This window comes from Komagataeibacter oboediens (assembly GCF_003207815.1).
GTDB classification, from domain to species: Bacteria; Pseudomonadota; Alphaproteobacteria; order Acetobacterales; family Acetobacteraceae; genus Komagataeibacter; species Komagataeibacter oboediens.
Map to the genome: position 1 here is coordinate 34,788 of NZ_NKTX01000017.1, position 24,743 is coordinate 59,530.

Here is a 24,743-nt window from a genome sequence, read left to right on the forward strand (position 1 = left end):
GAAGTAGTCGGATCATGAATCGTCGCGGCTTCATCTCTTCATGTATCGCAGGCTCGCTTGCCATAAGCACACGCGCCTTTGCTGAAACGCAGTTGCGACCGTGCAGTTACCAGCTCAGCTGGATCAAGAACTTTCAGGGCGCGGGTGAATATATTGCGCTGGCAAAGGGATTTTTCCGGGAGCAGGGGCTGGATGTCACACTGCTTGCAGGTGGACCGACCATGCCGCATGAGCCGGTCGTCATGTCTGGCAAGGCGCTTTTGGCCCAGACCATGCCCGATAACACCGTCATGGCGAACATGCACGGCGCCACGCTGAAAGTCATCGGGGCGGGATACCAGAAAAGCCCGTTCTGCATCGCCTCCCTGCTGTCCGGGCACCCGATGCGCACGCCGCAGGACATGATCGGTCGCAGGATCGGCGTCCAGAGCGTCAACCTTGTCGTATGGCGTACTTTCCTGCGCCTCAACCATATCGATCCGGCGTCCATTACGGTCGTGCCGGTCCAGTTCGACATGGCGCCCCTTATCGCGGGCGACGTGGACGGGTTCTTTGGCTACCTGAATGACAACGTCGTGCACCTTGAGGTCGCGGGGCACCAGACGGCGGTCGTGCCCTTCGCCCGGTTCGGCTATACCGTGATGGGCGCGACACTTGTGGTCCGGGCGGACAGCCTGCAGGATCCGGCCCGGCGCGCCATGCTGGTATCATTCATGCGCGCGGACATTCAGGGATGGCAGGCCGCGATTGCCGATCCCGCGCTGGGGGCGGACCTGACCGTCAACACGTTCGGGAAGGGCAATGGCCTGGACCTGAAGGCGGAAGAACAGTCCTGCCGGGCCAGCAACGACCTGATGATGGACGCAAATACGGACAGCAAGGGCCTGTTCTGGATGAGCGATGCCAGCATAGCGGACACGGTGCGTATCCTGCGCCTGGGCGGGCTGGCCGCAAGCCCGGACATGTTTACCAACGAAATCCTTGTCGAAGCGCGCCAGGGCGCCACGACACGCTGATTGTTCCCGAAAGGAATGCCGATGGCCGAAAATTACCAGAGTCAGGATTTATGGAGCCGCACGACCACCCGCAACGGCTATGCTGCTGATGAACTGCGCTCGGTGCTGCAGAAATCAATCCGGCGCGGAATGGTGGAAGAAGCCATTCTGGCCGGATGCGAACTGTTTTTCGACAGCACGGAAACCGAGGAGATGCTCTGGCGGCGTCTGGAAATCATCACGACGGAAGATGTCGGCATGGGCTTCCCCGATGGACCAGCGGTGATCGAGGCGCTGTACCAGCAGGCGAAACGGATGGCTGATCCGGGTGATCGCTGGATGTACGGCGCCCATGCCATACGGATACTGGCCACCGCGCGGAAGGACCGGCTGAGTATGGAACTCGCCTGCTGGGCACGCGAAAGTCTGGCGCGGGGTGAACGCCGCATAGAAATCGAGGACTACCACCTCGACATGCATACCCGCCGGGGCGTTGAACGCGGCAACGGGCCCGAACACTGGTGGCGCAATGGCGCGCGACTGGACAACCAGATCAATGAGGTCCCCTCCAGATACAACGCATACCTGCGCAGACTGTACCTCGGGGACGGGGATGGAGAAGGCAGCTGAACGCGCCCGCACCGGACAGCGCGGGTGCCGCGATCATAGTGCGTGGCGTCACACGCACGTTCGCGCTTGGCGTGACACCCGTCGTCGCGCTGGAGGCCATGGACCTTGATGTCCCGGCCGGAACGCTTGTCTCCCTGCTCGGGCCATCGGGGTGCGGCAAATCGACGCTGCTGCGTCTTTTCGCAGGACTGGACGTGCCCGATGCCGGTTCGATCCTGATCGACGGGCGTCATCCCGGTGACATGCGCGCCAGCCACCAGATCGGTATTGCGTTTCAGGATGCGTCCCTCCTGCCGTGGCGTTCCGTCCGGTCGAATATCTGCCTGCCGCTGGAACTCGCACGGCGGCCGGCGGACCACCATCAGATCCAGGGACTGATCGACATGGTGGGACTTTCGGGTTTCGAGAATGCCCTGCCGGCACAGCTGTCAGGCGGCATGCGCCAGCGCGTGGCGATCGCCCGTGCACTGGCCGCCACCCCGGCCGTTCTGCTGCTGGATGAGCCGTTCGGCGCGCTGGACGAGGTGGTGCGGCTGCACCTCCATCTGGAACTGCAGCGCATCCGTGCCGCGCGTCCGGTCACGACGGTTCTGGTCACCCATACCATTGCCGAAGCCGTGTTCCTGTCGGATCAGGTGGTGGTCATGGCGTCCCGCCCGGGGCGGGCCGTCAGTACGATCGCGATCGACCTGCCATATCCACGCACGCCCGCCATGCTGCGTAGCGCGCGTTTCCATGAACTCTGCGATCGCTGTAGCGAGGTCCTGTTCGCGAACGTGGCGGGCACGGCAGCGTCCGCCGGAATGCGGGAATGACCATGCGGCGGTACAGTAACCTACGGCCTGCCCTGGCGTGGGGCGGCAGTTTCGGGGCGGTCGTACTGTTATGGCAGTGCGCGGCCCTTGTCGTGGCGCTGCCCGGGCCACTTGCCATCATGCGCCGTATCGGAACCGACGGGCCGGCACTTTACTGGAATGCGGGACTTGCGACCCTGCGCTGCGCACTGCCGGGATGGGCAGGGGCCACCGTGGCCGCCGCCCTGTGCGCCCTGCCTGCCACGATGTGGCCCGTCTTGGCGCCCGGCCTGTTCCAGCTTGGCGTCATGTCCTACTGCCTGCCGTCACTGGCCATCGGGCCTGTCCTGATGATCGTGCTGGACGGCGACGGGCCACGCATCATGCTCGCGGCCCTCGCGTCATTCTTCACGATGCTGGTGGGAACGATGACGGGGCTGCGCGCGTGTTCGCCATCGCAGACGTTACTGGTCACGGCATTTGGCGGCACTGCGCTTCAGGCCCTGTTGCGGGTGCGGTTGCATGCTGCGCTGCCTGCGTGGTTCGCGGCACTGCGGATCTCAGCGCCCGCTTCGGTGCTGGGGGCGATGGTCGGGGAATTCCTGGGTGCGGAACATGGACTCGGGGTATTGCTGATCAATGCCCAGCAGAGCCTCGATCTGTCGCGGACATGCGCCGTCACACTGGTTTCGGCGGCATTCGCGGGGGTGCTTTATGCCGGCGTCGGCATTGTGGGACATGCCTGTACGCACTGGGCACGCGACATGCCCCTTGATCTGGCACGCGACAGCGAGGCCCTGCGTGCCGGCTGGACGGCAGGCCCGAACCGCATGCGGGTGCTGCTGCATGGCGCGGGACGGCTGGCCGGGACGACGGCACTCGCGCTGGGCGCATGGTGGCTGGTGCTGCGCATGTCCGGGGTGACGCCCTATGTGGGGCGGTCCCCGTATGATGTGCTTCTTTACCTGACCGATGGGGCGGAAGGACCGCCGCGGATCAGCGCGATTGCCGGGGAACTGGGGATAACCCTGCAGGACATGGCGGCGGGGCTGGTCGGCGGGATCATGGCCGGGCTGGTTCTGGCCATGTGCTCACAGCTCTGGCCGCCGCTTCATCGGCTGCTTGCCGGGCCGGTCTTCATCATGCAGGCCATACCGCTCATCGCCACGACGCCCCTGCTGATCCTGCTGTTCGGCCGCGGGGAGGCAATTGTTGTGACTGTCGGCACCATCGTCACGTTCTTTCCGGTGTTCGTCACCGTTTCCCAGTCTTTTGCACAGACGCCCCGCACGGCGCTTGCCCTGATTGCGGCCAATGGCGGGGGGCGTGTAGACGCGCTGCGCAGGGTCCAGTTGCCGGCGGCCCTGCCGTCCATATTCGCGGCACTCCGCATTGCCGCCCCGCTGGCGATGACGGGGGCGCTGATCGCTGAATGGCTGGCAACGGGGCGCGGCATGGGGTACATGCTGCTCAACGCCGTATCGATGTCGGATTATGACGGGTTATGGGCGCGCGTCACCGTGACAACCACCGTTTCCATGATCCTCTACGGCCTGGTCGGGCTGGGCGAGGTTGTGGCCATGCGCGCCCTGACGGGGGGACGTGACCGGTGATTTTCCCGCACATGTGCACGATCATGCAAGCGCGCCATCAAGGATGCCCAGACCGTGGTCAAGGAAACCCCGGCAGGCATCCGAAAGGCCGTCATCTGTCATGATACAGCACCCCATCAGGCTGTACCGCGCAAGGGGTTCCGTAACCCGCACGTAGGACAGGGCCGGGTTACGTGGGCACAGTTGCGCCGGCAGCGGCGTCTGTAGCGAGACAAGGTCGCTCCGGGCTGCGAAATCCCGCATGATCTGGAAGGAATTTGTTGTCAGGAACGGCAGGCATCCCGACGGTTCGCGCATGGCAAGCCGTTTCCGGAACGCATTCAGGTAGGCGGCATCATCCGGCAGGGCCAGTGGGTAGGCGCTGCAGTCGTGCAGTGTCACGAAGTCCCGTGATGCCAGCGGGTGGTCATGACGCATGACGGCACAGGTTTCGAGCGCGTATTCCCGCACGACCCTGATATTGATGTCTGTCGGGGCATCATAGACAAAGACCATATCAAGACGTCCACCGCCAAGATGCGCCAGCAGTTCGGGCGCGCGTCCTGTCCGGATGGTGAAACGGACATGCGGATCACGTGATGCAAAGGACAGGATCAGGTGCGGCAGCATTTCACGTGCCAGCGCGTCATGGGCACCGATCCGGACATGCCCGGGCGACAGGCGGTGCAGGTCGGCCAGTTCCTCGCCCGTCATCGCGACTTCATCAAGGATCCGGGTCACCCTGCGCAGCAGCGTCTCACCCGCATCGGTCAGCGTGAGCGCGCGGCTACGGCGTTCAAACAGCGGCAGGCCGATGGCGGCCTCAAGCTGGCGCACATGACGGTTGACCGCGGATGCGGCGATATTCAGCTTCTCCGCTGCCGCACGAAACGAACCGGTCAGGGCGACCGTATGGAAATAGCGCAGGGCTGGCAGGTTCTGCAGCACGCGCGTCAGCCCGGACTGCATCTGGTCGGCTTTTCCCATGGCGTTGGTAGGTGCTGTGCCCGACACGAACGTACTCCTGCAGATAACCTGACGTCTGATAGATAACAGGTCACGGGCTGGTGCAAAGAAACTCATGGTGATCGACGTATCATGGCGGGATGCAGGCGCTACGGGTGGCAGGCCCCGGCCCGTGACGGGCCACCACGGATCATGCGGGGACACCATCATGCACGGCAATGGCCATCGCTGCCGGGTCGCACACCAGCCAGACAAACTGGATATTATTTGCAAATAGTTCACTGACATGGATGACAGATGGCTTCGGGTGTCGCTGGCCAACTTTTCAAACAGAATTCAAAGTAATGACACATCGGCATGCGTCATGGAGAACGATTTTTATTTAAATGATAATCATTTTCATAATAGAATTTCATATAAATTCCTTCCCTGAACCGGATATTCAGGTTCGCGTCAGGTTTTCCTGTTATCAGCAGGGTGTCATCATCACGATGACCGGCACTTTATATATGACGGGGAATGGACGCATATCATGCGAAGGATGTTGCTGGCCTGCCTGTATGCCGCGTGTCATGTCGTCCTGACCACGCAGGCCGCCCGGGCAGAAAGCGGGCCGGAAAGCATATGCGCGACAGACCGGGGCGGTATCCGGCTGCATGTGGATGGCATGTACGGGGGCTATCCGCACTCGGTGCTGCATGATGCCGTGGTGCGGGGCGTATCCTGCCCGTCCGGTGCGGCGCAACTGCATGCGTTCAGCCTTATTGCAGACCCATCGCCACACCTGCGCATTTCCGTTACGCGGCCCATAGGCCAGGGGCAGCAGGGCGCGATTTCCACCCGGCTGTTTTCAAAAGGGCATTTCGTGATCGGGGAGCGCATGTCCCTTTCCCCGCTGGCGCGTTCTCAGTCCCCGTTTTCGGTCACCTCCGACATCAATCTGACAATGGCGCGGCTGTGGGAGGATCTGGCCGCGCGGATCGGCCACGGCGGTCCCGTCATTCCATGACGGGAAAAGCGTGAACACTCCCATGCCGCCCATGCGCCTGCCTGTTGCCATGACCTGTATCGTGATGTGGTTCTCTCCCGCATGGGCGCAGGTGCCGCAGTCCGGCCCGTCATTCCATGATGCGGTCGGCATGGCATGGGCCATCGATCCCGTCCGCACCGAACTGCAGGTCGGCCACCATTCCGCCACGGCGCGCGCCAGCGCCGCCGGGTCATGGTTTGCCGGCGGGCCGACCCTGTCGGGGGAATACATGGATGACCACATGCTGGGCAGTAATGAAGGCTATACGACCTATCAGGGCGGGGTGTCCGTGCCGCTATGGCTGCCGGGGCAGGGCAGCGCGACCCGGCAGGTGGCCAGCGCGGAAGCGGCCTCCATTACTGAACAGCTCAATGTCGAACACATGGCGCTCTCCATCCGGGTGCTTGATGCCAGCGCCGCCGCCCTGATCGCCCGTACCCGCATGGACACGGCCCGCACCCTGTACGACGCGACGGCACGCATGGCCACCAGCGCCACGCACGCGCTGCGCGGGGGCGAACTGGCCCAGGCCGATACCCAGATGGCACAGGCGGCCATGGAAAACGCCCGGAATGAACTGGCACTGGCACGGGAGGAGGCAGAAAACGCCACTTCCACACTGGAGGCACTGCTGGGCCGCCCGGTCATGCCGGATCTGGCGCGTTATGGGGACGGTGATGTCACCCATGCCCGCTTCGTCGCACCCCGTGACATGGAGGACAACGACCCCCGCATAAAGGTTGCGCACCGGAATGTGGAGGCCGCGGAAGCCAATATGACGCTGGCACGCCGTTCCTTCATGCCCAACCCGGAAATTGGCGTGGATGCGATTCATGAAAAGCAGTACGGCAGCCCGTGGGATGATCGCGTGGGGCTGAATTTCAGCATTCCCCTGCCCAGCGAGGTCCGCAACACCCCCATCATGTCCGAAGCGCGCAACCGGCTGGCCACGGCCACCAGTCAGGAAACACAGGCAAGACGCATGGTACACCTGGAACTGATGCGCGTGCGTGAACGCCTGATCGCAGCCACCACGGCGCGACAGGCCACCCGCACCGCCGCCGAAAGCATGGAACGGCGCGCCGCGGCACAGGAACATGCATGGCGCGTGGGTGAGGCCAGTCTGGACACGGCACTGGCCGCCCGACAGGCGGCTGCCAGCACCCGGCTGGCCAGCACGCGGGCCGAGGTGGAATGGCATGTCGCAAGCATCCGCATGCTGATCGCCACGGGCATCGTGCCATGAAACGCATTGCCCTTTCCCTGCTGCTTCTGGCGCCCGGCTGCCTGCAGGCCCGGGCGGATGAGGGAACACTGCCCCCCGTCGTGAAGCTAGACGCGGCGGCTGTCACCAATGAGGGCGTGACCATCGCCACGGCTACACCCGGCACGGTTGCGCCCGTGCTGCCGGTCATAAGCCGGATCATGCCCGATACGACGCGGGTCGTGCATATATACCCGGCGGGAAGTGGCAAGGTGCTGTCGGTTCTGGTCCAGCCGGGCACGCATGTGGCACGCGGGCAGGCGCTGCTGCGGTACCAGGATCATTCCCTGCATGTCGCCCGCATGCAGGCCATCCAGATGCATGCGGCGCTGACAGCCGCCATCGCGGCCAGGAACGATGCCGCCGCCGCCGTGCAGCGGGCCAGGACGCTTGTCGGGGAAACCATCTCCGTAGCCGAACTGCGCCACAGGCAGGATGCACTGGCGCAGGCGGACGCCACCACGCGCGCGCGACAGGCGGATGTGGACACGCTGGGCCACCGTTTCGCGGAGGAATTCAATTCCACGTCCGAACAGACCGGACACGCGGGACAGGACGAGACATCGACCCTGATCTCCCCGGTAGATGGCATGGTACAGGCGCTTGATGCCGCCGTAGCGGGCGACCTGACGCCAGCCACGGACGTCACGACGGTGGCGGACCTGTCAACCGTATGGATCGTTTCCGACATTCCGCCCGATCAGGCGGCGCTGGTCCGGCCCGGAGGGCAGCAGGTCACGCGCACGGCGGACGGGATGCTGATGTCGCGGATCGACACGGTCGGGGGGATGGCCAGTCCATTGACGGGACTGGTGCGGGTGACAGGACACGTGGCCAACCCGCATGGTGTCCTGATGCCCGGCATGGTGCTGGACAGCACACTGGCGCAGCGCGACAGCGTGGCGGGGATCGTCATACCGTCGGGGGCCATACAGCACATCGACAGACGCAGCGTGGTGTTCGTGCGGGAAAGCGAGACGGATTACCGGCCCGTCGTGGTCGATATCGCACTGGATGACGGGACGCAGGCGGTCGTACGCTCGGGGCTGAACGGGGGCGCAGCGGTGGTGGACCACGGCAGCTTCGCCCTGCGCTCGGTCATCGGACTTGCCGGGATGGATGCGGACTGATGGCGCGCAGGTATCTTGAATCCCTGCTGCGTGCGCGCATGCTTGTGCTGGGCGGGCTTGGCCTGCTGCTGGTGGCCGGACTTGCGGCGGTACTGGGCCTGCCGGTGGAGGCCGTGCCCGATATTTCGCCAAAACAGGTGCTTGTCTCGGTCGTCGCACCCGGCCTTGCGACGGAGGAAGTGGAAAAGCTCATAACCTTTCCTGTCGAGGCCAGCATGACCGGCATTCCCCGCATGACCGACCTGCGCTCGGTCTCCCGCGGGGGGGTATCGGTCGTGTACGTGCAGTTTGCCGATGACACCGACATCAACCTTGACCGCACGCGCGTGAACGAACGCATACAGCAGGCGCGCGCCACCATATCCGTGCCCGGCATTACGGTCAGCATGGGACCGCTGGCCACCGGCATGGGCGAAATCATGCAGTTTCAGATTCATGGCGGCGGGCGGTCTCTCATGGACCTCAACCGCATCATGAACTGGACCGTGGTACCGCAGATGCGCCTTGTGCCCGGCGTGGTTGATGTCAACGTCAATGGCGGGACGGAAGAAACCTATGAGATCATACTGGACCCCGCGCGGCTGATCGGGGCCGGCCTGTCGGCAGGTGATGTCTATCGCGCCGTGGATGCGAACAACGCGGCATCCGGCGGCGGATGGATCGCCCACCATGCCGAACAGCAGAGCGTGGTCGGACGCGGGCTGGTGGGCAGCCTTGCCGATTTCGGCAATATTGCCGTGCGGACCAATGCCGATGGCTCGATCGTGCGGCTGCGTGACCTTGGCCGCGTCACCACCGGGGCGCGTACCCGGCTGGGCGCCGTGACCCGGGACGGGCAGGGGGAAATCGTGATCGGCGTGGTCATGATGGAAAGCGGGGCCAGTTCCAACGCCACCCTTGCCGCCATCCAGCGCGCCCTGCCGGGCATAAGGCAGGCGCTGCCCGCGGGGGTTACGCTGGAACCTTACTATACCCGTGCCACCCTGACCGGGCAGACCATCGCCACCGTGCGCGACAACCTGATAATGGGGGCGGTGCTGGTGGTGGGCGTGCTGGTGGTGGTGATCGGCAGCTGGCAGGCGGCTCTTGTCATTGCCTCCGTCATTCCCGTGGCCCTTGTATGCGCCATGGCCGGAATGCGACAGTTCGGGATTTCGGCCAACCTGCTCAGCCTTGGCGCGATCGATTTTGGCATGATCGTCGATGGATCGCTGGTGGTGATCGAACACGTGCTGTCGCGGCGGGAGGCGGAACCGGACGTGGAATTCGCACCCCTGGTCATCTCGTCCGTGCAGCAGGTCATGCGCCCGGTGGGGTTCGCCATACTGGTCATCGTCATGGTTTACCTGCCGATCCTGACCCTGCAGGGGATCGAGGGACACATGTTCCGCCCCATGGCACAGACGGTCATCATGGCATTGCTGGCATCGCTTGCGTACTGCTTCATCTGCATGCCCGTACTGGCCAGCGTTGCGCTGGGGCGTATGCGGCCCGTGGGCGATACAAGGCTGATTGCCCTCATGCGCCGCCCCTATACACGCATGATGGCATGGGGGGAGGCGCATCCACGCATCCTGTTTGGCGGCACGGTTGCGGTGCTGGCCATATCGGCAGGGCTTGCGACACGGCTGGGGGGTGAGTTCATACCCCAGCTTGACGAAGGGGCGCTGGCGGTCACCACCACGCGGTTGCCCTCGGCCTCGCTCGATACCGTGCTGACGTCGGTCACGAAGCAGGAGCAGATCCTGCGCCGCTTTCCCGAAGTTCGCTCCGTGATCAGCAATACGGGCACGTCCGCCATTCCCACCGACCCGATGGGCGTGAACGAGACCGACAGCTTCATCTTCCTCAATCCACCCTCCACATGGAAAACCGCACGCACGCAGGCAGGCCTTGTGGCCGCGATGGATGATACCCTGCGGCGCGAACTGCCCGATGCGCTGTATTCCTGGAGCCAGCCGGTGCAGATGCGCATGGATGACCTGCTGTCGGGCGTGCGCACCCAGATTGCCGTCTCGATCTTCGGCGATGACCTGATGACGCTGGCCGATCTGGGCGACCGGGTCGTGACCACCATGTCGGGGGTGAGGGGGGCAGCGGATGTTGCGGCAGCGGGTGATGGCACCGTGCCGCTGATCGTGGCCGACATCGACCGCACGCAGGCGGCCAGCCGCAACGTGGCGGTGCAGGACATTCTGGACACGGTGGAGGCCATAGGCGGGCATATCGGCAGTCGGCCGGTGATTGTGGATAACGCCATCATCAGCACGCAGGTGCGCCTTGATCCCCGCATTGCCGGTTCTGCCGCCGCCATTGGCGCGCTGCAGGTCCGGCGCATGGACGGGCAGGGCAGCGTCATGCTGTCGCAGGTGGCGCATGTGCGTGAAGTCGATGGCCCGCCGCGCATAAGCCGCGACAGGGTGCGCCGACGCATGGTGGTGCAGGCCAACGTGCGCGGACGGGATCTTGCGTCCTACGTGGCCGAGGCACAGGCGCGCGTAGCGCGCGACGTGAACCTGCCCGCAGGCTATACCATGCAGTGGGACGGGCAATTCCGTAACCTGCAGTCGGCCATGCAGCGGCTGGAAATCGTGCTGCCCATGGCGCTTGGCCTGATCTTTGCCCTGCTGGTCGTGGCGTTTGGCGCGGTCCCGCCCGCGCTGCTGGTATTCGTCAACCTGCCGGTGGCGGCAACCGGGGGGATTGTGGCGCTGACGGTGCGGGGCATGCCGTTCAGCATCTCCGCCGGGATCGGCTTCATTGCGCTGTTTGGCGTGGCGATCCTCAACGGCGTGGTGCTGGTCAGCGCGATCGCGGCCCTGCGGGCGCGGGGCATGGTGGTGGCGCAGGCGGCCTTCGCCGCTGCCCAGTCTCGGTTCCGCCCGGTCATGGCCACTGCACTTGTGGCGAGCCTTGGTTTCTTTCCCATGGCGTTTTCCGACAGCGCCGGGGCAGAGGTCGAACGCCCGCTGGCCAGCGTGGTGATTGGTGGACTGGTGACCTCCACGCTGCTGACGCTGCTGGTGCTGCCGTCACTTTACGCCCGGATCATGCGTGAAAGGGTTCAGGACTGATGCGTATCCTTATTGTGGAAGATGAACATGACCTCGGCGCCGCAGTGCAGGAACGCGTGCGGCTGGATGGCCATGCCGTGGACTGGTTCACGACGCTGGAGGATGCGCGTGCGGCCGTGGCGACGGTGGATTATGATTTCATGCTGCTTGATCTTGGGCTGCCGGACGGGAACGGGCGCGACCTGCTGCGCGAAATCCGCAGGACGTCATCTGACATTGCCATTCTCATCACCACAGCGGAAGACCAGATCAGCGACCGCATCGCAGGGCTGTCCGATGGTGCGGATGACTATATCGTCAAACCCTATGACCTGAATGAACTTGTCGCCCGCATCGCCGCCGTGGCGCGACGCTATGCCACCCCGCGCAGACGCGCGCAGTACCGGGCTGGCGACATCATGATCGACCGGGAAAGCCGCGCCGTCCTGCGCAACGGGCAGGTACTGGACCTGACCGCGCGGGAATGGGCCATCATGGAACTGCTGTCGCGTCATCCGGGCCGGATCTATTCGCGCCAGCAGATCGACACGGCCCTGTACGCGCTGGATCAGGATGTGGACAGCAACACGGTCGAGGTGTTCATAAGCCGCCTGCGTAAGAAGGTGGGCACGGCCACCATCCGGACCGTCCGTGGCCGGGGCTACTGCCTGGCCGATGGCACGCCGGCATGAAAAGCTGGAGCCTTGCCACCCGCATCGTCAGCAGTGTCCTGAGCGCGGTAACGCTCAGCCTGCTGGCCCTCAGCCTTGCCGTCGCGGGGTTTACCCGCCACGAAATAACGGAACGGCTGGACAATTCCCTGCAGGAAGTGTCCGAACGGCTGCAGGCCACCGTCGCCGCGCAGCCACACGGGTCGCAGTCGGACAATGTGGCATGGGTTCCCGATGTCGGGCCACGGACGCTGGCCTATCAGGTGGTCGACCAGGCGGGGCATGTGGTGCTGCGGTCCCAGAACGCACCCGTCCGGCCCTTTGTGTCCGACATCCGTACGGGTTTCACCAGCACGCCGCACTTCCGGGTCTATGTCGCAGCCCCCACCATGACGGCCTATCGCGTGCTGGTGGGTGAACCCACGCTGCACCGGCGGGGTGCGACATGGCGGGCAACGGCAATCGCGGTCATGCCGGTGCTGATGTCCCTGCCTGTCATCTGGTGGCTGGTGCGCCTGATCGTCCGACGCGCCCTGCGCCCGCTAGACCGCCTGCATGACGAAATGCAGTCCCGCGGCAGCGGGAACCTGCGGCCGGTTCCATCACTCGACCTGCCGGTTGAACTGGTCCCCATCCAGCATGCGGTCAATACCCTTCTGTCGCGGCTGGAAACGGCGCTGTCTACCGAACGGGCCTTTGCTGCAAGTGCCGCGCACGAACTGCGCAACCCGCTGGCCGCCCTGCTGGCGCAGGTGCAGATGCTGGGCCGCATGGTACAGCCGGACCCGGAAGCGGGCAGACGGGTGGACATTATTGCCGAGCGTACCCGCCGGCTGGGCCGGACGGTGGAAAAGCTGCTGCAGTTTTCCCGTGCCACCTCCGGCATTGCCTTCCGGCGTAACCGGTTCGACCTGCTGACCGTTGTGCATGTGCTGGTAGACGACCTTGGCCACAACCCGCATGACGGACAGGGCATTGTCCTGACACCCAACGGGATCAGCCATATATTCGTGCATGGCGACATGGATGCGACGGGCATCATGCTGCGCAACCTGCTTGAAAACGCCCTGCTGCATGGGAAACACGGCACACCCGTGCGTGTGACCGTACTGCCTGATGGCGGCATCGACATAACCAATGACTGCCCCGCACTGCCGCCGGACATGCTGGACCGGCTGACCAGCCCGTTCGTGCGCGGCGGGACAGGCACGCATGGCAGCGGCCTTGGCCTGGCCATCGCCAGCAACATCGCGACACAGATGGATGCGATACTGCGCCTGCGCTCCCCGCTGGACGGGTCCGTCAGGGGGTTTGGCGTGTGCGTCACCTTTCCCGGCTCCGACATGACGTAATCATGCGAAGCTCATGATTACATCCGCGCCCTACGCGACATCAAACAGCTTCAGGCGGTAATGAAGCTGCCGTGCCGTCATGCCCAGCTGCTGCGCGGTGCGTGACTTGTTGCCGCCATTCAGCCTGAGCGCATGCAGCAGTTCTTCCTTGGAATGGGACGACGCGGGCAGGTACGGCCGGTACGCGCGTTCGCCCTGCACTGCCTGCAGGGGCACCGACTGCGTACTGTCATGCAGGAACGCGCGTAGGTCCCGCGCCGCCATGACCGGCTGTGGGGCCAGCAGCACGACACGTTCGATCACGTTGGACAGCTGGCGGATATGACCCGGCCAGTCCTGTTCGGTCAGCAGGTCAACTGCCGAACGGGACAGGCTGATGTTGCGTTCATGCCGCTGGTTGAACTGGCTGAGGAAATGGCTGCACAGCAGGGGAATGTCCTCCCTGCGGGCGGCAAGGGTCGGCAGCGTGATGGGAATGACATTGAGATGATAGAACAGGTCATAGCGGAACAGCCCCATCTCGACACGCTTGCGCAGGTTCTGGCTGGTCGCGCTGACAACCCGGATGTCGATCCTGCGCGCAAGACCCGTGCCGGCACGCGTGAACGTGCCCTGTTCGAATACATGCAGAAGCCGTCCCTGCATGGCCAGGGGAAGTTCGCCGACCTCGTCAAGGAACAGCGTGCCGGTATGCGCCTGCTCAAGCTGTCCCGTCCGGCGTGCCCTTGCACCGGGAAACGCCCCGCGTTCATGGCCAAAAAGCTCGGTTTCAAAGGCGTTTTCGGGAATGGCGGCGCAGTTGACGCGCACGAAGGGCTGCGTCCGCCGCGGACTGGCCATATGCAGTGCGCGCGCAAACAGTTCCTTGCCCGTTCCCGCAGCCCCGCACAGCAGCACGCTGGATGACGCGTGCGACACGCCCTCAAGCTCGGCAATCGCCTTCAGCAGGGCAGGGGAGGTGCCAATGATGCCATACCGCATGGTGGCGTTTTCCAGCGCGTTTTCCAGCAGCTGGTTATGCTCATGCAGGGCGCGCGTCTGTTCTTCCACCGTATCGCCCAGTTTCATTAACTGCCCGATCAGGGTGGATATGATCTGCAGGATCATGATGTCATCGGACAGGTTCCTGTTCCGGTGCCGCAGCCGGTGGCACGCGATCAGGCCGACCCGGTTGTGCCCCAGGTCAATGGGCATGGCGATGAAGGCCACCTTTTCCGACGGCAGGTGCTCGCGCAGGACGGCACGGCCAAGGAAAAGGGGTTCCCTGTCGATATCCTGCACGATAATCAGATGCCGGTTCTTCAGTGCTGTCCCCGTTATGCCCTCACCCAGCCTGTAGACACCGCGTGTGATCTCGGCCGTTGTCAGGCCATAGGCATGGCGGATGCGGTAGGTGTCCCCCTCCGGATCCTTGAAAATGATACGCACGCGGTTGAGCCCCAGCAGTTCCGACAGCAGGTGCACGACCTCACGTAGGACGCCATCAAGGTCAAGCCCTCGCCCGACAAGGGCCATGACGTTCTTGAGCAGCAGGATTTCCTGTGAACGCCAGAACTCGGCAGGGAAACCATCATGGGTGTCGGGAGCGGACATATGCGCCAGCAAGCCTGATAAGAAAAAGGAACCATCTGGCTGGCTGCCCGCGACGGAACGCCGGCAGCCAGATCGCAGCCTACATGGATAGAGTGCTCCTGTCAGTCAGAATACGAACTGCATGGTCTGCATGTAATAGGCGCCCGAGTTCAGCCCCGCCTCACGCACCCCGCGGGAGGCCAGGATACCGGCAATGTCATGCGTCCAGACCCAGTGCGGGGCGAAAGACCAACTGACCTGGAACTGTGGTATGGCGCCTACGTACCCCCCATGCAGCCCGTCACGCGGGGTATAGACGCGTCCGATCCCGTATAGCGCGTCCTGCGTGCTGTCACGCCAGAAGAATGGCGCGTGCAGTCGTAGCGAGACCTTTTTCGCCGCCGCAAAGGTCATGACCGGGCCCACGCCAACCAGGTTCTGGTTGTTCAGGGTCATGGTCACGTCATTGTAGTAGGGAAGCGGAAAATAGGGCGTGCCGAACGTCCCCACCGATCCCGATGTCTGGTTGTAATTTCCCCCCGAAAACAGGTCCGCCTGCACGCCGAATGTCGGTGCGCCCGTAACCTTGGGAATGGTATAATTGATACCGCCATTGACCGCGTAGGCGTCTACCCGCCGGTGCGCACCGTTATTGACAGGATGGAACGAGCCGCCCTGATAGATGCCATCCAGATTTACGGTAAAGGGGCCGACCTTGCCCCACAGCCGTCCGCCTATGCCATCCCGACGCGTCGTGCCTGCCGTGGCTCCCCCGACCGTTGCCGTGGGAACCGACGCCAGCGGGCTGCCATACAGGTAGCCCATGAAGAACGCATCAAGGTAAAGCTGGGACCGCTGCCCCATGAACCGGAAGGCGGGAAGGGCGCCGGACGCATAGGCCCCGTACAGCCGGCCGGAATAGTTCGTGCCATTGGAAAATATGCCGACAGGCTGTTTGTTCGTCTGGAAGAAATCAAAAATATCAATACGGAAATTCTTCCATAACGCATAACCGCGAAACCCGTCCCATGTCTGCTGCACGTTGGGGATATCGCGCGCGGACTGCATCATGACCGGTGCATCAAGGAACAGTTGCCGTCCCCCCATTACTCCCATATGCGCACCAAGAAATTTGCCCCGCAGTTCGACAAAGCCCTGCTGCATGTCGAGCCGTTCACGTTGCAGGCCGGTCTGGTAGCCATATGTATTCGACCCGCCAGCCACGGCATCAAGCAGTTCGGCATAGATACGGACATGCGACCCCAGATGCAGGTCGGCCCCGTACTGGTTGCGCAGCAGGACACGGCTGGCATCCGTCACCCCGGCCTTGCCCAGTGCCGGCTGGTTTTCAAACACATAGCGCAGACGTTCTTCGCCGCTGAAGCTGACCCATATGGAGCCACTGTCGTTCAGCCGCACGTATTTCAGGCGGTTGAACCAGTCCCTGCGCCGGACATCGGCGGGTTCATGGGCAAGAAAGCTCCAGTCCTCGGCCCAGCGGGCCTGCCCGTACGGGCCAACCGTGCCGAAGCCGGATGCCGCGCCATTGGCCGCGGTGAACCGGCCAAGCCAGGCAGGCATGGGCACGGTCTTTTTAACCTGTGGCGCTCCCTGCGCAGGCCGGGTTGTGACCACCTTTGGCACCAGTCGCGCCGTATTGGGTGGTGGCAGGCCGCCGCGTGTACTGTCCGTGACAGGGGTCGCTCCGTATGCGCCCGATGAACCCAGACCTGCAAGCGTGATGGACAGGGCGGCAGCCTTTCTGAACGACTGCGCCTGTCCGGGAAGAAGAGTCCTGTAGGCATGCGACATGGTCTGTACTCCTTGTTACGATGTCGGACCGTAAAGAGCGCAAGAAACCGTACCGTACTGGGACGATCATTTTATTTTCTGTTATTTTATTGTGGTGGGCAGAATTTTGAATTCCGCCCATTTTATACTGTCAGTATTTTTTGTAAGGTAGGAATTTACCGGAAATATTGACATGGACCCGGTCACCAGCGGGATCAGGCTCGCGTTCAATATGCATCCTGAAGTCGATGGCGCTCATGATCCCGTCCCCGAACTCCTCATGGATCAGTTCCTTGATGGCGGGACCATAGACGCTGATCATTTCATACCAGCGATACAGCAGCGGATCATCCGGCGCGCCGCCGCCCAGCGTGCCCTTGTAGGGCACGGTCTGCAGCCACGGCAGGGCGGAGGGATCAAGCTCAAGCAGTGCGACGAGGGCTTCGGCCTCCCCGGCGCTGAAGGTCATCTGGCCAAAACAGGCCGCCGTAGTCCATTCCTTGCTCCGGCCCACGGCCGTCGCCACATCCGCCCAGCGGATGCCCCTGGCAACGCGCGCGGCAATGATGGCATGCGTGACCTCTTCACGGCTTTCAAATACAGGCATGGTATTCTCCTTTCATTACATCAGTTTTCGCCTTTGCCGACCAGCGCGGAGCGGCGGACCAGAAAGTCGACAAGGTGGTTGCGCAGGTCGTAAAACCCGGTTTCATGATGCATGCTTTCCCGTGTCCGGGTACGGGGCAGCGGATTGTCGATGCTTTCCGCCAGACGGGCATCGGGCCCGTTGCTCATCAGTAAAACACGGTCCGCCAGCAGGATGGCTTCATCAACATCATGCGTGATCATGAAGACGGTCTGCCGTGTGCGGGCACAGATCTGCAGAAGTTCCTCCTGGATCAGCCCGCGCGTCAGGGCATCCAGCGCGCCAAAGGGTTCGTCCATCAGCAGCATGCGGGGCTGCGTGGAAAACGCCCGTGCAATCCCCACGCGCTGGCGCATGCCGCCCGACAGTTCGGCCGGCTTCTTGTCCAGCGCATTATGCAGCCCGACCAGATGCAGGTAATGTTCGGCCTTTTCCCTGATTTCGGCGCGAGATAAGGTCGGAAAACGTGACCGCACGGCAAAGGCCACGTTCTGCACCGCACTCAGCCACGGCAGCAGGGCATGCCCCTGAAAGACGACGCCGCGTTCCAGTCCCGGGCGGGTGATCTCGTGCCCATCCATGATGACCGTGCCGCCCGATGGCTGTTCCAGCCCCGCCAGGATATTGAGGATGGAACTCTTGCCGCAGCCAGAATGACCGATCAGGCAGACGAATTCACCCGGCTGGATGGCGAACGAGACATCGGAAAACACCGGTGGCCCACTCTCACCATACCGTTTTTCCAGCATGGAGACCTCAACCAGCGGTCGGGAGACGGCATGGGCCGCAGCCGGTGCTGCATGTGCGCTGTCATTCGGCATAGGTCACGCTCCTCTGCAGGGCCGCCAGCGCGCCGTCCAGCACCATGCCCGTAAAACCGATCAGCAGGACCGCCAGCAGCACGTTCGAAAGGGACAGATTGTTCCACTGGTTCCACACGAAATAGCCAATGCCCGAACTGCCCACCAGCATCTCGGCCGCGACAATGGCAAGCCACGCGATCCCCAGCCCGATCCGCATGCCGGTGATGATGGTTGGAGCCGCCGCTGGCAGCAGCACGAACAGGATCCTGCGTGTCCAGCTGACTTCCAGCGTGCGGGCGACATTCAGCCATTCCCGGCGCACACTGCCCACACCAAAGGCCGTGTTGAGCACAATGGGCCACAGGGAACAGATGAAGATGACAAAGATGCCACAGCCTTCCGCATTGCGGATCGTGTAAAGCGCAAGCGGCATCCATGCCAGGGGCGAGATCGGACGCAGGATCTGGATGAACGGGTCAACCGCACGACGGATGACGGGATGCAGCCCGATCAGGAACCCGAACGGCACGGCAACTACAACCGCCAGCCCGTATCCGATCGCGACACGCAGCAGGGACGCGCCAACCTGCCAGCCAATGCCCCGGTCGCTGGGGCCATTATTGTGAAACGGCGCATGCAGGGCCTGCAGGGCGGACGCGGCGAAGCGGGCCGGGCCGGGAAAGCCTTCCCGGGTCTGGGTGGTTCCGGGGGCGTGGCCCATCAGCATCTGGTATTCCGCATTGCCCTGCGGGATACCATACGGGGACCGGGGGGGCGCGGACGCGGTGGACAGCTGCCAGACCAGCAGCAGACCCGCGAAAAGGGCAAGGAAAAGGAAAAAGGCCCGACGGCTTTCCACTGAAATCATGGCGGCTATCCCTGATTGAAGAAAGACGGATGGTCAGGATCGAAATGCTGCCCCATGATAGTGAAGGAGGGCCAGTTATCGCCCCCATCCGCAGGCGGGGGGAGGTTCATGGCCTGCGCCTGCTGCCTGACCGCATCGATCAGGAAGACCTGCTGGGCCACATCGCGGTAATCCACCGGCCCCTTCAGGTACCCCCACCGTTCGAACTGCGACATGATCCATACCGCCATGGACGGATAGGGGTAGGGCGAATAAGCCGCCCGGCGCGGGTTGTCGCGCACCACGCCCAGGCCATCCGCGTAATGCCCGGTCAGGCTCTGGCGAATGACCAGTTCGGGCTGGTTCAGGTAGCGCGGCTGGGCCATGATCCGGGCTGCCTGCGCGCGGTTGTCGGGCTGCTGCATGAAATCGGCAGCGCGGATCATTGCGCGTTGCAGGGCGGCGGCGGTATTGGGGTTTGCGTCCATGAACGCCGCCGTCATGCCAAAGGCACAGCACGGGTGGCCGTCCCATATCTCCGCCGTCAGGATATGCACGAAGCCCACTTCCTCGATGACCGCGCGCTGGTTGAAGGGTTCCGGCCCCAGAAAGCCGTCAATATTGCCGGCCCGCAGGTTGGCGACCATGTCCGGCGGGGCTGTCACGCGCAGGGTCACGTCATGATCCGGGTCCAGCCCGTGCCGCGCCAGATAGGCACGCAGCAGCAGGTTGTGCATGGAAAACTCGAAGGGGATGGCGAAGGTCATCCCCTTCCACTGCCGCGGGTCGCGCCGGTCATGGTGGCGCAGGGCAAGGGTGATGGCCTGCCCGTTGAGGTTCTGCATGCTGGCCACGCGCACGGCATGCGGCGCATTCCCGCCCAGCCCGAGCGACAGCGCCAGCGGCATGGGCGAAAGCAGGTGGGATGCATCCAGATGGCCATCCAGCAGCCGGTCGCGGACCAGCGCCCAGTTGGCCGTTTTCTGCAGCTGCACCCGTAGCCCTTCCTGCGTGAAGAAGCCCTGTGCCTCCGCCATGATCAGCGGTGCGGCGCAGGAAATCGGCACGAAACCGATGGTGACATCGGGCCGTTCCAGCGGACCCGCCGGCACTGCCGCGCGCAGCGGGGATGGCAGGCTGCCCAGCACCGTTCCCGCCGCCAGCGCGCCCAGCACCGCCCGGCGGCCGATCCGCACGGGCGTGGCATGCACGACACCGCAGCCACAGACTGCCCCTGCCGGAACAGCGGGGGCACACCGCAGCAGGGCGGCACGGGGGGGACGCAGGAAGGAAAATCCGCTCATCACGATACCTCCAGCCGCGCTGTCGTGGCGCCGCCACAGCGTTGTTGCATGACAAGGCGTTCGGTCGTGTCCGTCACGATTTCCCATGGCGCGGCCGGATCTGGCGTGCCGGTCAGTTCCAGCGGGGCCACCCTGCTTTTCAGCCGGACCTTCGGGGACTGGTGAGCATACCCCTCATGGCGCAGCCCCAGGATTTCATGCGCAATTGCATCCGCCTGCGCGGCAATCGGGCCGATATAGCGACATGGCTGTCCATGGATGCTGATGCAGTCACCCAATGCATAAATATCGGCCTGGCTGGTACGCAGTGTTGCCGGATCAACCACAATGCCCGCATCCGTATCGAGCCCCGCCGTATGGGCCAGATGCAGGTTGGTTTCCAGCCCGATGGCGGCAATCACGATATCCGCCTCATACAGGGCAGAGCGACCTGATGTCACAACATCCACCTTCATCGTACGTTCTGACTTCGTAACATTATGGACAACAGTATCATTCATGACATGAATCCCGGCATGCTCCAGTCGCGCACCAAGACGCCGTCCCGCCGCGGGCGGCACAAGACCATCCAGTGGATAGGGGCCACGACCAATCAGCGTGACCGTATGCCCGGCCTCGGCCGCGTCTTCTGCCAGTTCGAATCCGACCAGCCCGGCTCCGACCAGAACGATGCGCCGTGGCGTGTCACCAATGCTCCGGCGCAGCCTGAGCCATGCTGACAGGGAATTGACCCGCCACACCAGATCCGCTGGCAGGCTGGGCAGGCGCACGGGCTGTGCCCCCTGCGCCAGTACCAACGCGCCATATCGCAGCGTGCCCCGCGTGGTGCGCAGCCGGTGCGCGTGCTGGTCGATGCCAGAGGCGAAGGTCCCACCCATCAGCGTGATCCCCATGCCCGCGGCCGTATCCGCACCCTGGCCCCGGCACAGGCTGGCTGCATCCAGATTGCGTGACAGCGCCATGGACAACTGGGGCTTGGCGTACAGATCACCCGCACACCCGGTGACCAGCGCGATCCGTGCGGACGGACTCAGGGCACGCAGGCGCTCGGCAACTGCCCAGCCTGCCGTGCCCCCCCCTACGATCACGGCGTCCCAGACGCTGCGGGCGGTGACGGATATGTCGGGCGTCGCCCTGGTAGCAACGGCGACAGCGGGCAGGACATAGGGTTCAAAATCCGCTTTGGTCACGCCGCACAGGGGGCAGGCCCAGTCATCAGGGATATCATCAAACCGCGTTCCGGGCGGCAGGCCGCCATCGGGGTCCCCCAGTGCCTCGTCATAGATCCAGCCACAGACCCGGCATATGAATTTGCGGTAGGGGATCATGCTGGAAGTTCCTCCGTCATGAGCCGCGCCATTTCCAGACGCAGATGCTTGATCGCGGGGGTTACGATCGCCACGAACTGCGCCTCCCGGACGCGGCGCTGCGGGGCGGCGGTGCTCAGATATCCCCGTGCCCCCTGATGCAGCAGGGCTGACTGTGACGCGCGCAGCGCCAGTTCAGACCCGTGCGCCCGCACGTCCAGCACATCCAGCAGGTAGGACGTGTCTGTCTCACCCGGTGTGCGCGCCAGTTTCAGGGCACGTTGTGTAAAGGCATCCAGTTCGGCCTGCATGGTGTCCGGCCGGTCCTCGAGGAATCGGTTCACATGACCAAGCTGAGGTTCCACCTCCAGCATGGAATCAATGCATCCCTGCACGATACCGGCCGCCATGCCGGCCTGCAGCAGGATGAAGGGCGCCTTGATGACGCTGACCAGCGGCTGCGCGGGAACGGCAATGACGTCGCGGGCGGGCAGGAAGTAATCATCCAGCCGGATGCTCCACGTACTTGTACCTTCCATCCCGGAAAAATGGGGGCAGGGGCGAAGTGTCGCCTGTCCATCGAAGCGGAGCAGGAACAGGATCTCGCGCCCTTTCTGTCCGTCTATCCGGGCCATGGCGCCACAATACTGCCCCGGCGCGATGTGACTGACCCACGGCAGCACCCCGCTGACACGGTAGCCACCCGGTGCTGGCGTGGCCTCAAGCGCCATGCGCTCGATCCCGGCCAGGGCCTTCATGGGGTTGGACAGCGCCGTGCCACCAAAACTGTGCCCAAGGGCATGGGTGGACAGCAGGTCCGTATTGAGGGCTCTATCGGGCGCTTTTTCCAGATAAAGGCCACAGACCATGTGGCACCACATAAGGAAGCCGGTCGCGCCACACTGGCGGCTGACGGTGGCCATGGCCTGAATGGCCAGACCGAAATCCGCCCCATTGCGCTGGAGATGGGGGGCCAGCGCCCCCGCTTCCCCCAGCGCACACAGAATTTCGAGCGGATAATGACCGTTCAGGTCAATATCCGTCACGATTGCAGCCAGCGGCCCCCGTGCGATCCCTTCAACACGCTGGAGAAGAGACGTATCCGCCTGAACGGCCTGTGTCATGTTCCGGGCTGGCATGGAAAGACGGTCTCCTTTTACCGGCGTGCGGTGCCATAAAACTCAGTCTGCAAGGCTGATCGTCATGGGGACGGGATTGCGCATCGTATTGGCGACGGGGGAGAAATAATTGGCATGCTGCACGATGGCATCCAGCACCTCACGCGATGCATCGCCTTCCACCGCCACCTTTACGCGAATGCGCTGGAAGCCCATTTCCTCGGGCTTGCGGTCAGCCCCACCAGCGCCCCATGCCGCCGTATTGCTGATGTCGCCTTCCAGCCAGAGTTCCAGCTTGCTCAGCTTTACTTCGCGGTATGTGGCAACCGCTGTAATACCGACGGCCAGACAGCCACCCAGCGCGGACAGAACGATTTCGCCCGGGGCCGGAGCCGTGTTCTGGCCGAACAGATGAAGCGGTTCATCCACCACCACCGGGGCGTGCTGCCCGACATAGCTGAGCGTGCGGTACTGGCCTTCGCACACGGTATGGACCTTGTTCGTACCGAAGTTATCAGGGTTGTTACGCCCCTTTTCCGCAAAACCCAGCAGTCCGGTCCGGTCGATGGGACGCAGATAGGTGGAAACAGTTTTGGTATCGGACATGATATTTGCAACTCCTGTTAGGAAACACTTCATCCGGGTTGACGAAATGACCTTCCGCAGTGGCGGGAAACGTCTCAAGAAGTTTTTTTGCGCTTTGTAGTGCGCTATTTTTTATAGGTATTTTTTCACGACCTCAGCGCACGGCACATGAATTGTCGACATTGTCCACATTGTCATATGGGCGGGATCGGGTCATGCGCCTGTCATAACGTGTCGCCCGATCCTCCCGTTCCGATCAGCACGGGGCGAAGCAGGGAAACAGGCAGCCAACCCGGCGGATGTCGTAGACACAGGCGGGGACAATCTGATAGGCGCGAGAATAAAACTATTTACCATAGTGGATATTATCCGTTGAAAACGCTCAAACTCCGTTAAATATGTTAAATCACATAAAACCACATTATGGTAGGTTTTATATCGTGAATTATTATAATATCATATTTTGTGATTAAATTTTTAATACGCTGACGTTTCAGCGTGGATAATCATTTTTTCCACAGGCCCGGAAGGCAAGAAATATGGCAGATTTCCAAACCTTGAGGTCGTGACCGGAGGCACACTGTTTCATCTGAATGAGGCGAAATATCCACGCAATCTATTGAGAATCAGCGAGGATACTTGCTTCAGGATACGCCGCCCAGTGCTGGCTGGATCAGAATTCCACGAAAATATATGTAATATTTTTTTCAATATCACACATTCTCTTCATTCCAGCCCGTCAGCTTGGACCCGATAACCCGACCTCCTGAATATTCTTGTTTTGTTCAGTCCTGCGTGGATGGCAAAAGATTCCATGATGCCGTTCCGCAGGATCAAACACTCATACAATGACCTTAATTCAAAGCGTCACGCTATCCGCGATGGCATGGGCTCTCATCAGATCTGCCATAGAGCAGCGCAACCGTATGCCTGCTGCAGAACCGGATGGTCCAGACGTGACCCGCTATGCCTGTTATCATTTAACGCCACATGAGCAGACAGGGAAGAAAGCAGCCTTCTGACGTCACCTGCGGCAGGAACGATGCCCGATGGCAAATCAGTGCGTCATCCCCGCCCACGACGGCGTAGGGTGTCCCCATCCGCTCATCGGGCATGCACGCACCATCAACCAGCGGTTCCTTGTGGCATCAGCGGGACAGGTGGGGCAGGGGATAGCAAAAGCTATGTGTCTGAGAGCCCGATCCGAAAGTTTTTCAAGCTTGACAATGCCTTGCTGTCCGTCGTGTGAGCATGCGGATCGAGGCGATCAATGTCCATGCGGTTGAGGACGCA

Annotated in this window: 20 protein-coding genes; 10 read left to right on the forward strand and 10 right to left on the reverse strand. The window is 62.9% G+C overall.

From position 1 onward, the window contains the following. Positions 1 to 14: 14 nt before the first annotated feature. The 4 genes from CFR80_RS09135 to CFR80_RS09150 are packed head-to-tail and all read left to right on the forward strand — an operon-like array spanning position 15 to position 4,032. Positions 15 to 1,016, forward strand: coding sequence for an ABC transporter substrate-binding protein (locus CFR80_RS09135; RefSeq protein ID WP_010515297.1), 1,002 nt, complete (start codon positions 15 to 17; stop codon positions 1,014 to 1,016). Between the two features lie 21 nt (positions 1,017 to 1,037). Continuing rightward, entirely contained in the window at positions 1,038 to 1,625 is a 588-nt protein-coding gene (locus tag CFR80_RS09140; RefSeq protein ID WP_010515296.1) for a hypothetical protein, read from the forward strand. A 38-nt stretch (positions 1,626 to 1,663) separates the two neighbouring features. Continuing rightward, complete coding sequence (locus tag CFR80_RS09145) at positions 1,664 to 2,440, forward strand: ABC transporter ATP-binding protein (protein WP_010515295.1); 777 nt, start codon at positions 1,664 to 1,666, stop codon at positions 2,438 to 2,440. Continuing rightward, positions 2,437 to 4,032 carry an ABC transporter permease gene (locus CFR80_RS09150; RefSeq protein WP_110507266.1) on the forward strand — a complete coding sequence of 532 codons (1,596 nt, stop codon included), beginning with the start codon at positions 2,437 to 2,439 and terminating at the stop codon, positions 4,030 to 4,032. The genes CFR80_RS09145 and CFR80_RS09150 overlap by 4 nt, the downstream gene beginning before the upstream one ends. 21 nt (positions 4,033 to 4,053) lie before the next feature. Here CFR80_RS09150 and CFR80_RS09155 read toward each other — a convergent pair whose 3' ends face one another. Continuing rightward, a complete protein-coding gene (locus CFR80_RS09155; RefSeq protein WP_181418185.1) occupies positions 4,054 to 5,025 on the reverse strand; it encodes a LysR family transcriptional regulator in 972 nt (323 codons plus the stop codon). A gap of 484 nt (positions 5,026 to 5,509) precedes the next feature. Between CFR80_RS09155 and CFR80_RS09160 the strand changes: the two genes are divergently transcribed. Genes CFR80_RS09160 through CFR80_RS09185 form a run of 6 tightly spaced genes read left to right on the forward strand, consistent with a single transcriptional unit; the run spans position 5,510 to position 13,477 of the window. Beyond that, positions 5,510 to 5,986, forward strand: a complete 477-nt coding sequence (locus CFR80_RS09160; RefSeq protein ID WP_372380105.1) for a hypothetical protein — start codon at positions 5,510 to 5,512, stop codon at positions 5,984 to 5,986. Between the two features lie 10 nt (positions 5,987 to 5,996). Further along, positions 5,997 to 7,253 carry a TolC family protein gene (locus CFR80_RS09165; protein WP_110507268.1) on the forward strand — a complete coding sequence of 419 codons (1,257 nt, stop codon included), beginning with the start codon at positions 5,997 to 5,999 and terminating at the stop codon, positions 7,251 to 7,253. Then, positions 7,250 to 8,401 (forward strand): efflux RND transporter periplasmic adaptor subunit, encoded by a 1,152-nt coding sequence (locus tag CFR80_RS09170; protein WP_110507269.1) that lies wholly within the window; start codon positions 7,250 to 7,252, stop codon positions 8,399 to 8,401. Before CFR80_RS09165 ends, CFR80_RS09170 begins: the two co-directional genes overlap by 4 nt. Further along, positions 8,401 to 11,475, forward strand: a complete 3,075-nt coding sequence (locus CFR80_RS09175; RefSeq protein ID WP_110507270.1) for an efflux RND transporter permease subunit — start codon at positions 8,401 to 8,403, stop codon at positions 11,473 to 11,475. Before CFR80_RS09170 ends, CFR80_RS09175 begins: the two co-directional genes overlap by 1 nt. Continuing rightward, a complete protein-coding gene (locus CFR80_RS09180; RefSeq protein WP_110507271.1) occupies positions 11,475 to 12,146 on the forward strand; it encodes a response regulator transcription factor in 672 nt (223 codons plus the stop codon). Before CFR80_RS09175 ends, CFR80_RS09180 begins: the two co-directional genes overlap by 1 nt. Then, a complete protein-coding gene (locus CFR80_RS09185; protein ID WP_110507272.1) occupies positions 12,143 to 13,477 on the forward strand; it encodes a sensor histidine kinase in 1,335 nt (444 codons plus the stop codon). Before CFR80_RS09180 ends, CFR80_RS09185 begins: the two co-directional genes overlap by 4 nt. A gap of 30 nt (positions 13,478 to 13,507) precedes the next feature. Here CFR80_RS09185 and CFR80_RS09190 read toward each other — a convergent pair whose 3' ends face one another. The 9 genes from CFR80_RS09190 to CFR80_RS09230 form a co-directional block, all read right to left on the reverse strand. Next, the gene (locus CFR80_RS09190; protein WP_110507275.1) at positions 13,508 to 15,070 is read right to left on the reverse strand and encodes a sigma 54-interacting transcriptional regulator; all 1,563 of its coding nucleotides are present in this window, start codon (positions 15,068 to 15,070) and stop codon (positions 13,508 to 13,510) included. A 105-nt stretch (positions 15,071 to 15,175) separates the two neighbouring features. Next, the gene (locus CFR80_RS09195; RefSeq protein ID WP_010516942.1) at positions 15,176 to 16,861 is read right to left on the reverse strand and encodes an alginate export family protein; all 1,686 of its coding nucleotides are present in this window, start codon (positions 16,859 to 16,861) and stop codon (positions 15,176 to 15,178) included. Positions 16,862 to 16,991: 130 nt separating this feature from the next. Continuing rightward, positions 16,992 to 17,447 carry a cyanase gene (gene cynS / locus CFR80_RS09200; protein ID WP_010516944.1) on the reverse strand — a complete coding sequence of 152 codons (456 nt, stop codon included), beginning with the start codon at positions 17,445 to 17,447 and terminating at the stop codon, positions 16,992 to 16,994. Between the two features lie 20 nt (positions 17,448 to 17,467). Continuing rightward, entirely contained in the window at positions 17,468 to 18,307 is an 840-nt protein-coding gene (locus tag CFR80_RS09205; protein ID WP_010516945.1) for an ABC transporter ATP-binding protein, read from the reverse strand. After that, positions 18,297 to 19,157 carry a nitrate ABC transporter permease gene (gene ntrB, locus CFR80_RS09210; RefSeq protein WP_010516947.1) on the reverse strand — a complete coding sequence of 287 codons (861 nt, stop codon included), beginning with the start codon at positions 19,155 to 19,157 and terminating at the stop codon, positions 18,297 to 18,299. Before ntrB ends, CFR80_RS09205 begins: the two co-directional genes overlap by 11 nt. 5 nt (positions 19,158 to 19,162) lie before the next feature. Next, positions 19,163 to 20,440 (reverse strand): CmpA/NrtA family ABC transporter substrate-binding protein, encoded by a 1,278-nt coding sequence (locus CFR80_RS09215; protein ID WP_010516949.1) that lies wholly within the window; start codon positions 20,438 to 20,440, stop codon positions 19,163 to 19,165. Next, the gene (locus tag CFR80_RS09220; protein WP_010516951.1) at positions 20,440 to 21,768 is read right to left on the reverse strand and encodes an FAD-dependent oxidoreductase; all 1,329 of its coding nucleotides are present in this window, start codon (positions 21,766 to 21,768) and stop codon (positions 20,440 to 20,442) included. The genes CFR80_RS09215 and CFR80_RS09220 overlap by 1 nt, the downstream gene beginning before the upstream one ends. Further along, positions 21,765 to 22,886, reverse strand: coding sequence for an acyl-CoA dehydrogenase family protein (locus CFR80_RS09225; RefSeq protein WP_010516952.1), 1,122 nt, complete (start codon positions 22,884 to 22,886; stop codon positions 21,765 to 21,767). Before CFR80_RS09225 ends, CFR80_RS09220 begins: the two co-directional genes overlap by 4 nt. Positions 22,887 to 22,928: 42 nt before the next feature. Then, the gene (locus CFR80_RS09230) at positions 22,929 to 23,471 is read right to left on the reverse strand and encodes an OsmC family protein (RefSeq protein WP_010516955.1); all 543 of its coding nucleotides are present in this window, start codon (positions 23,469 to 23,471) and stop codon (positions 22,929 to 22,931) included. Positions 23,472 to 24,743 lie beyond the last annotated feature (1,272 nt).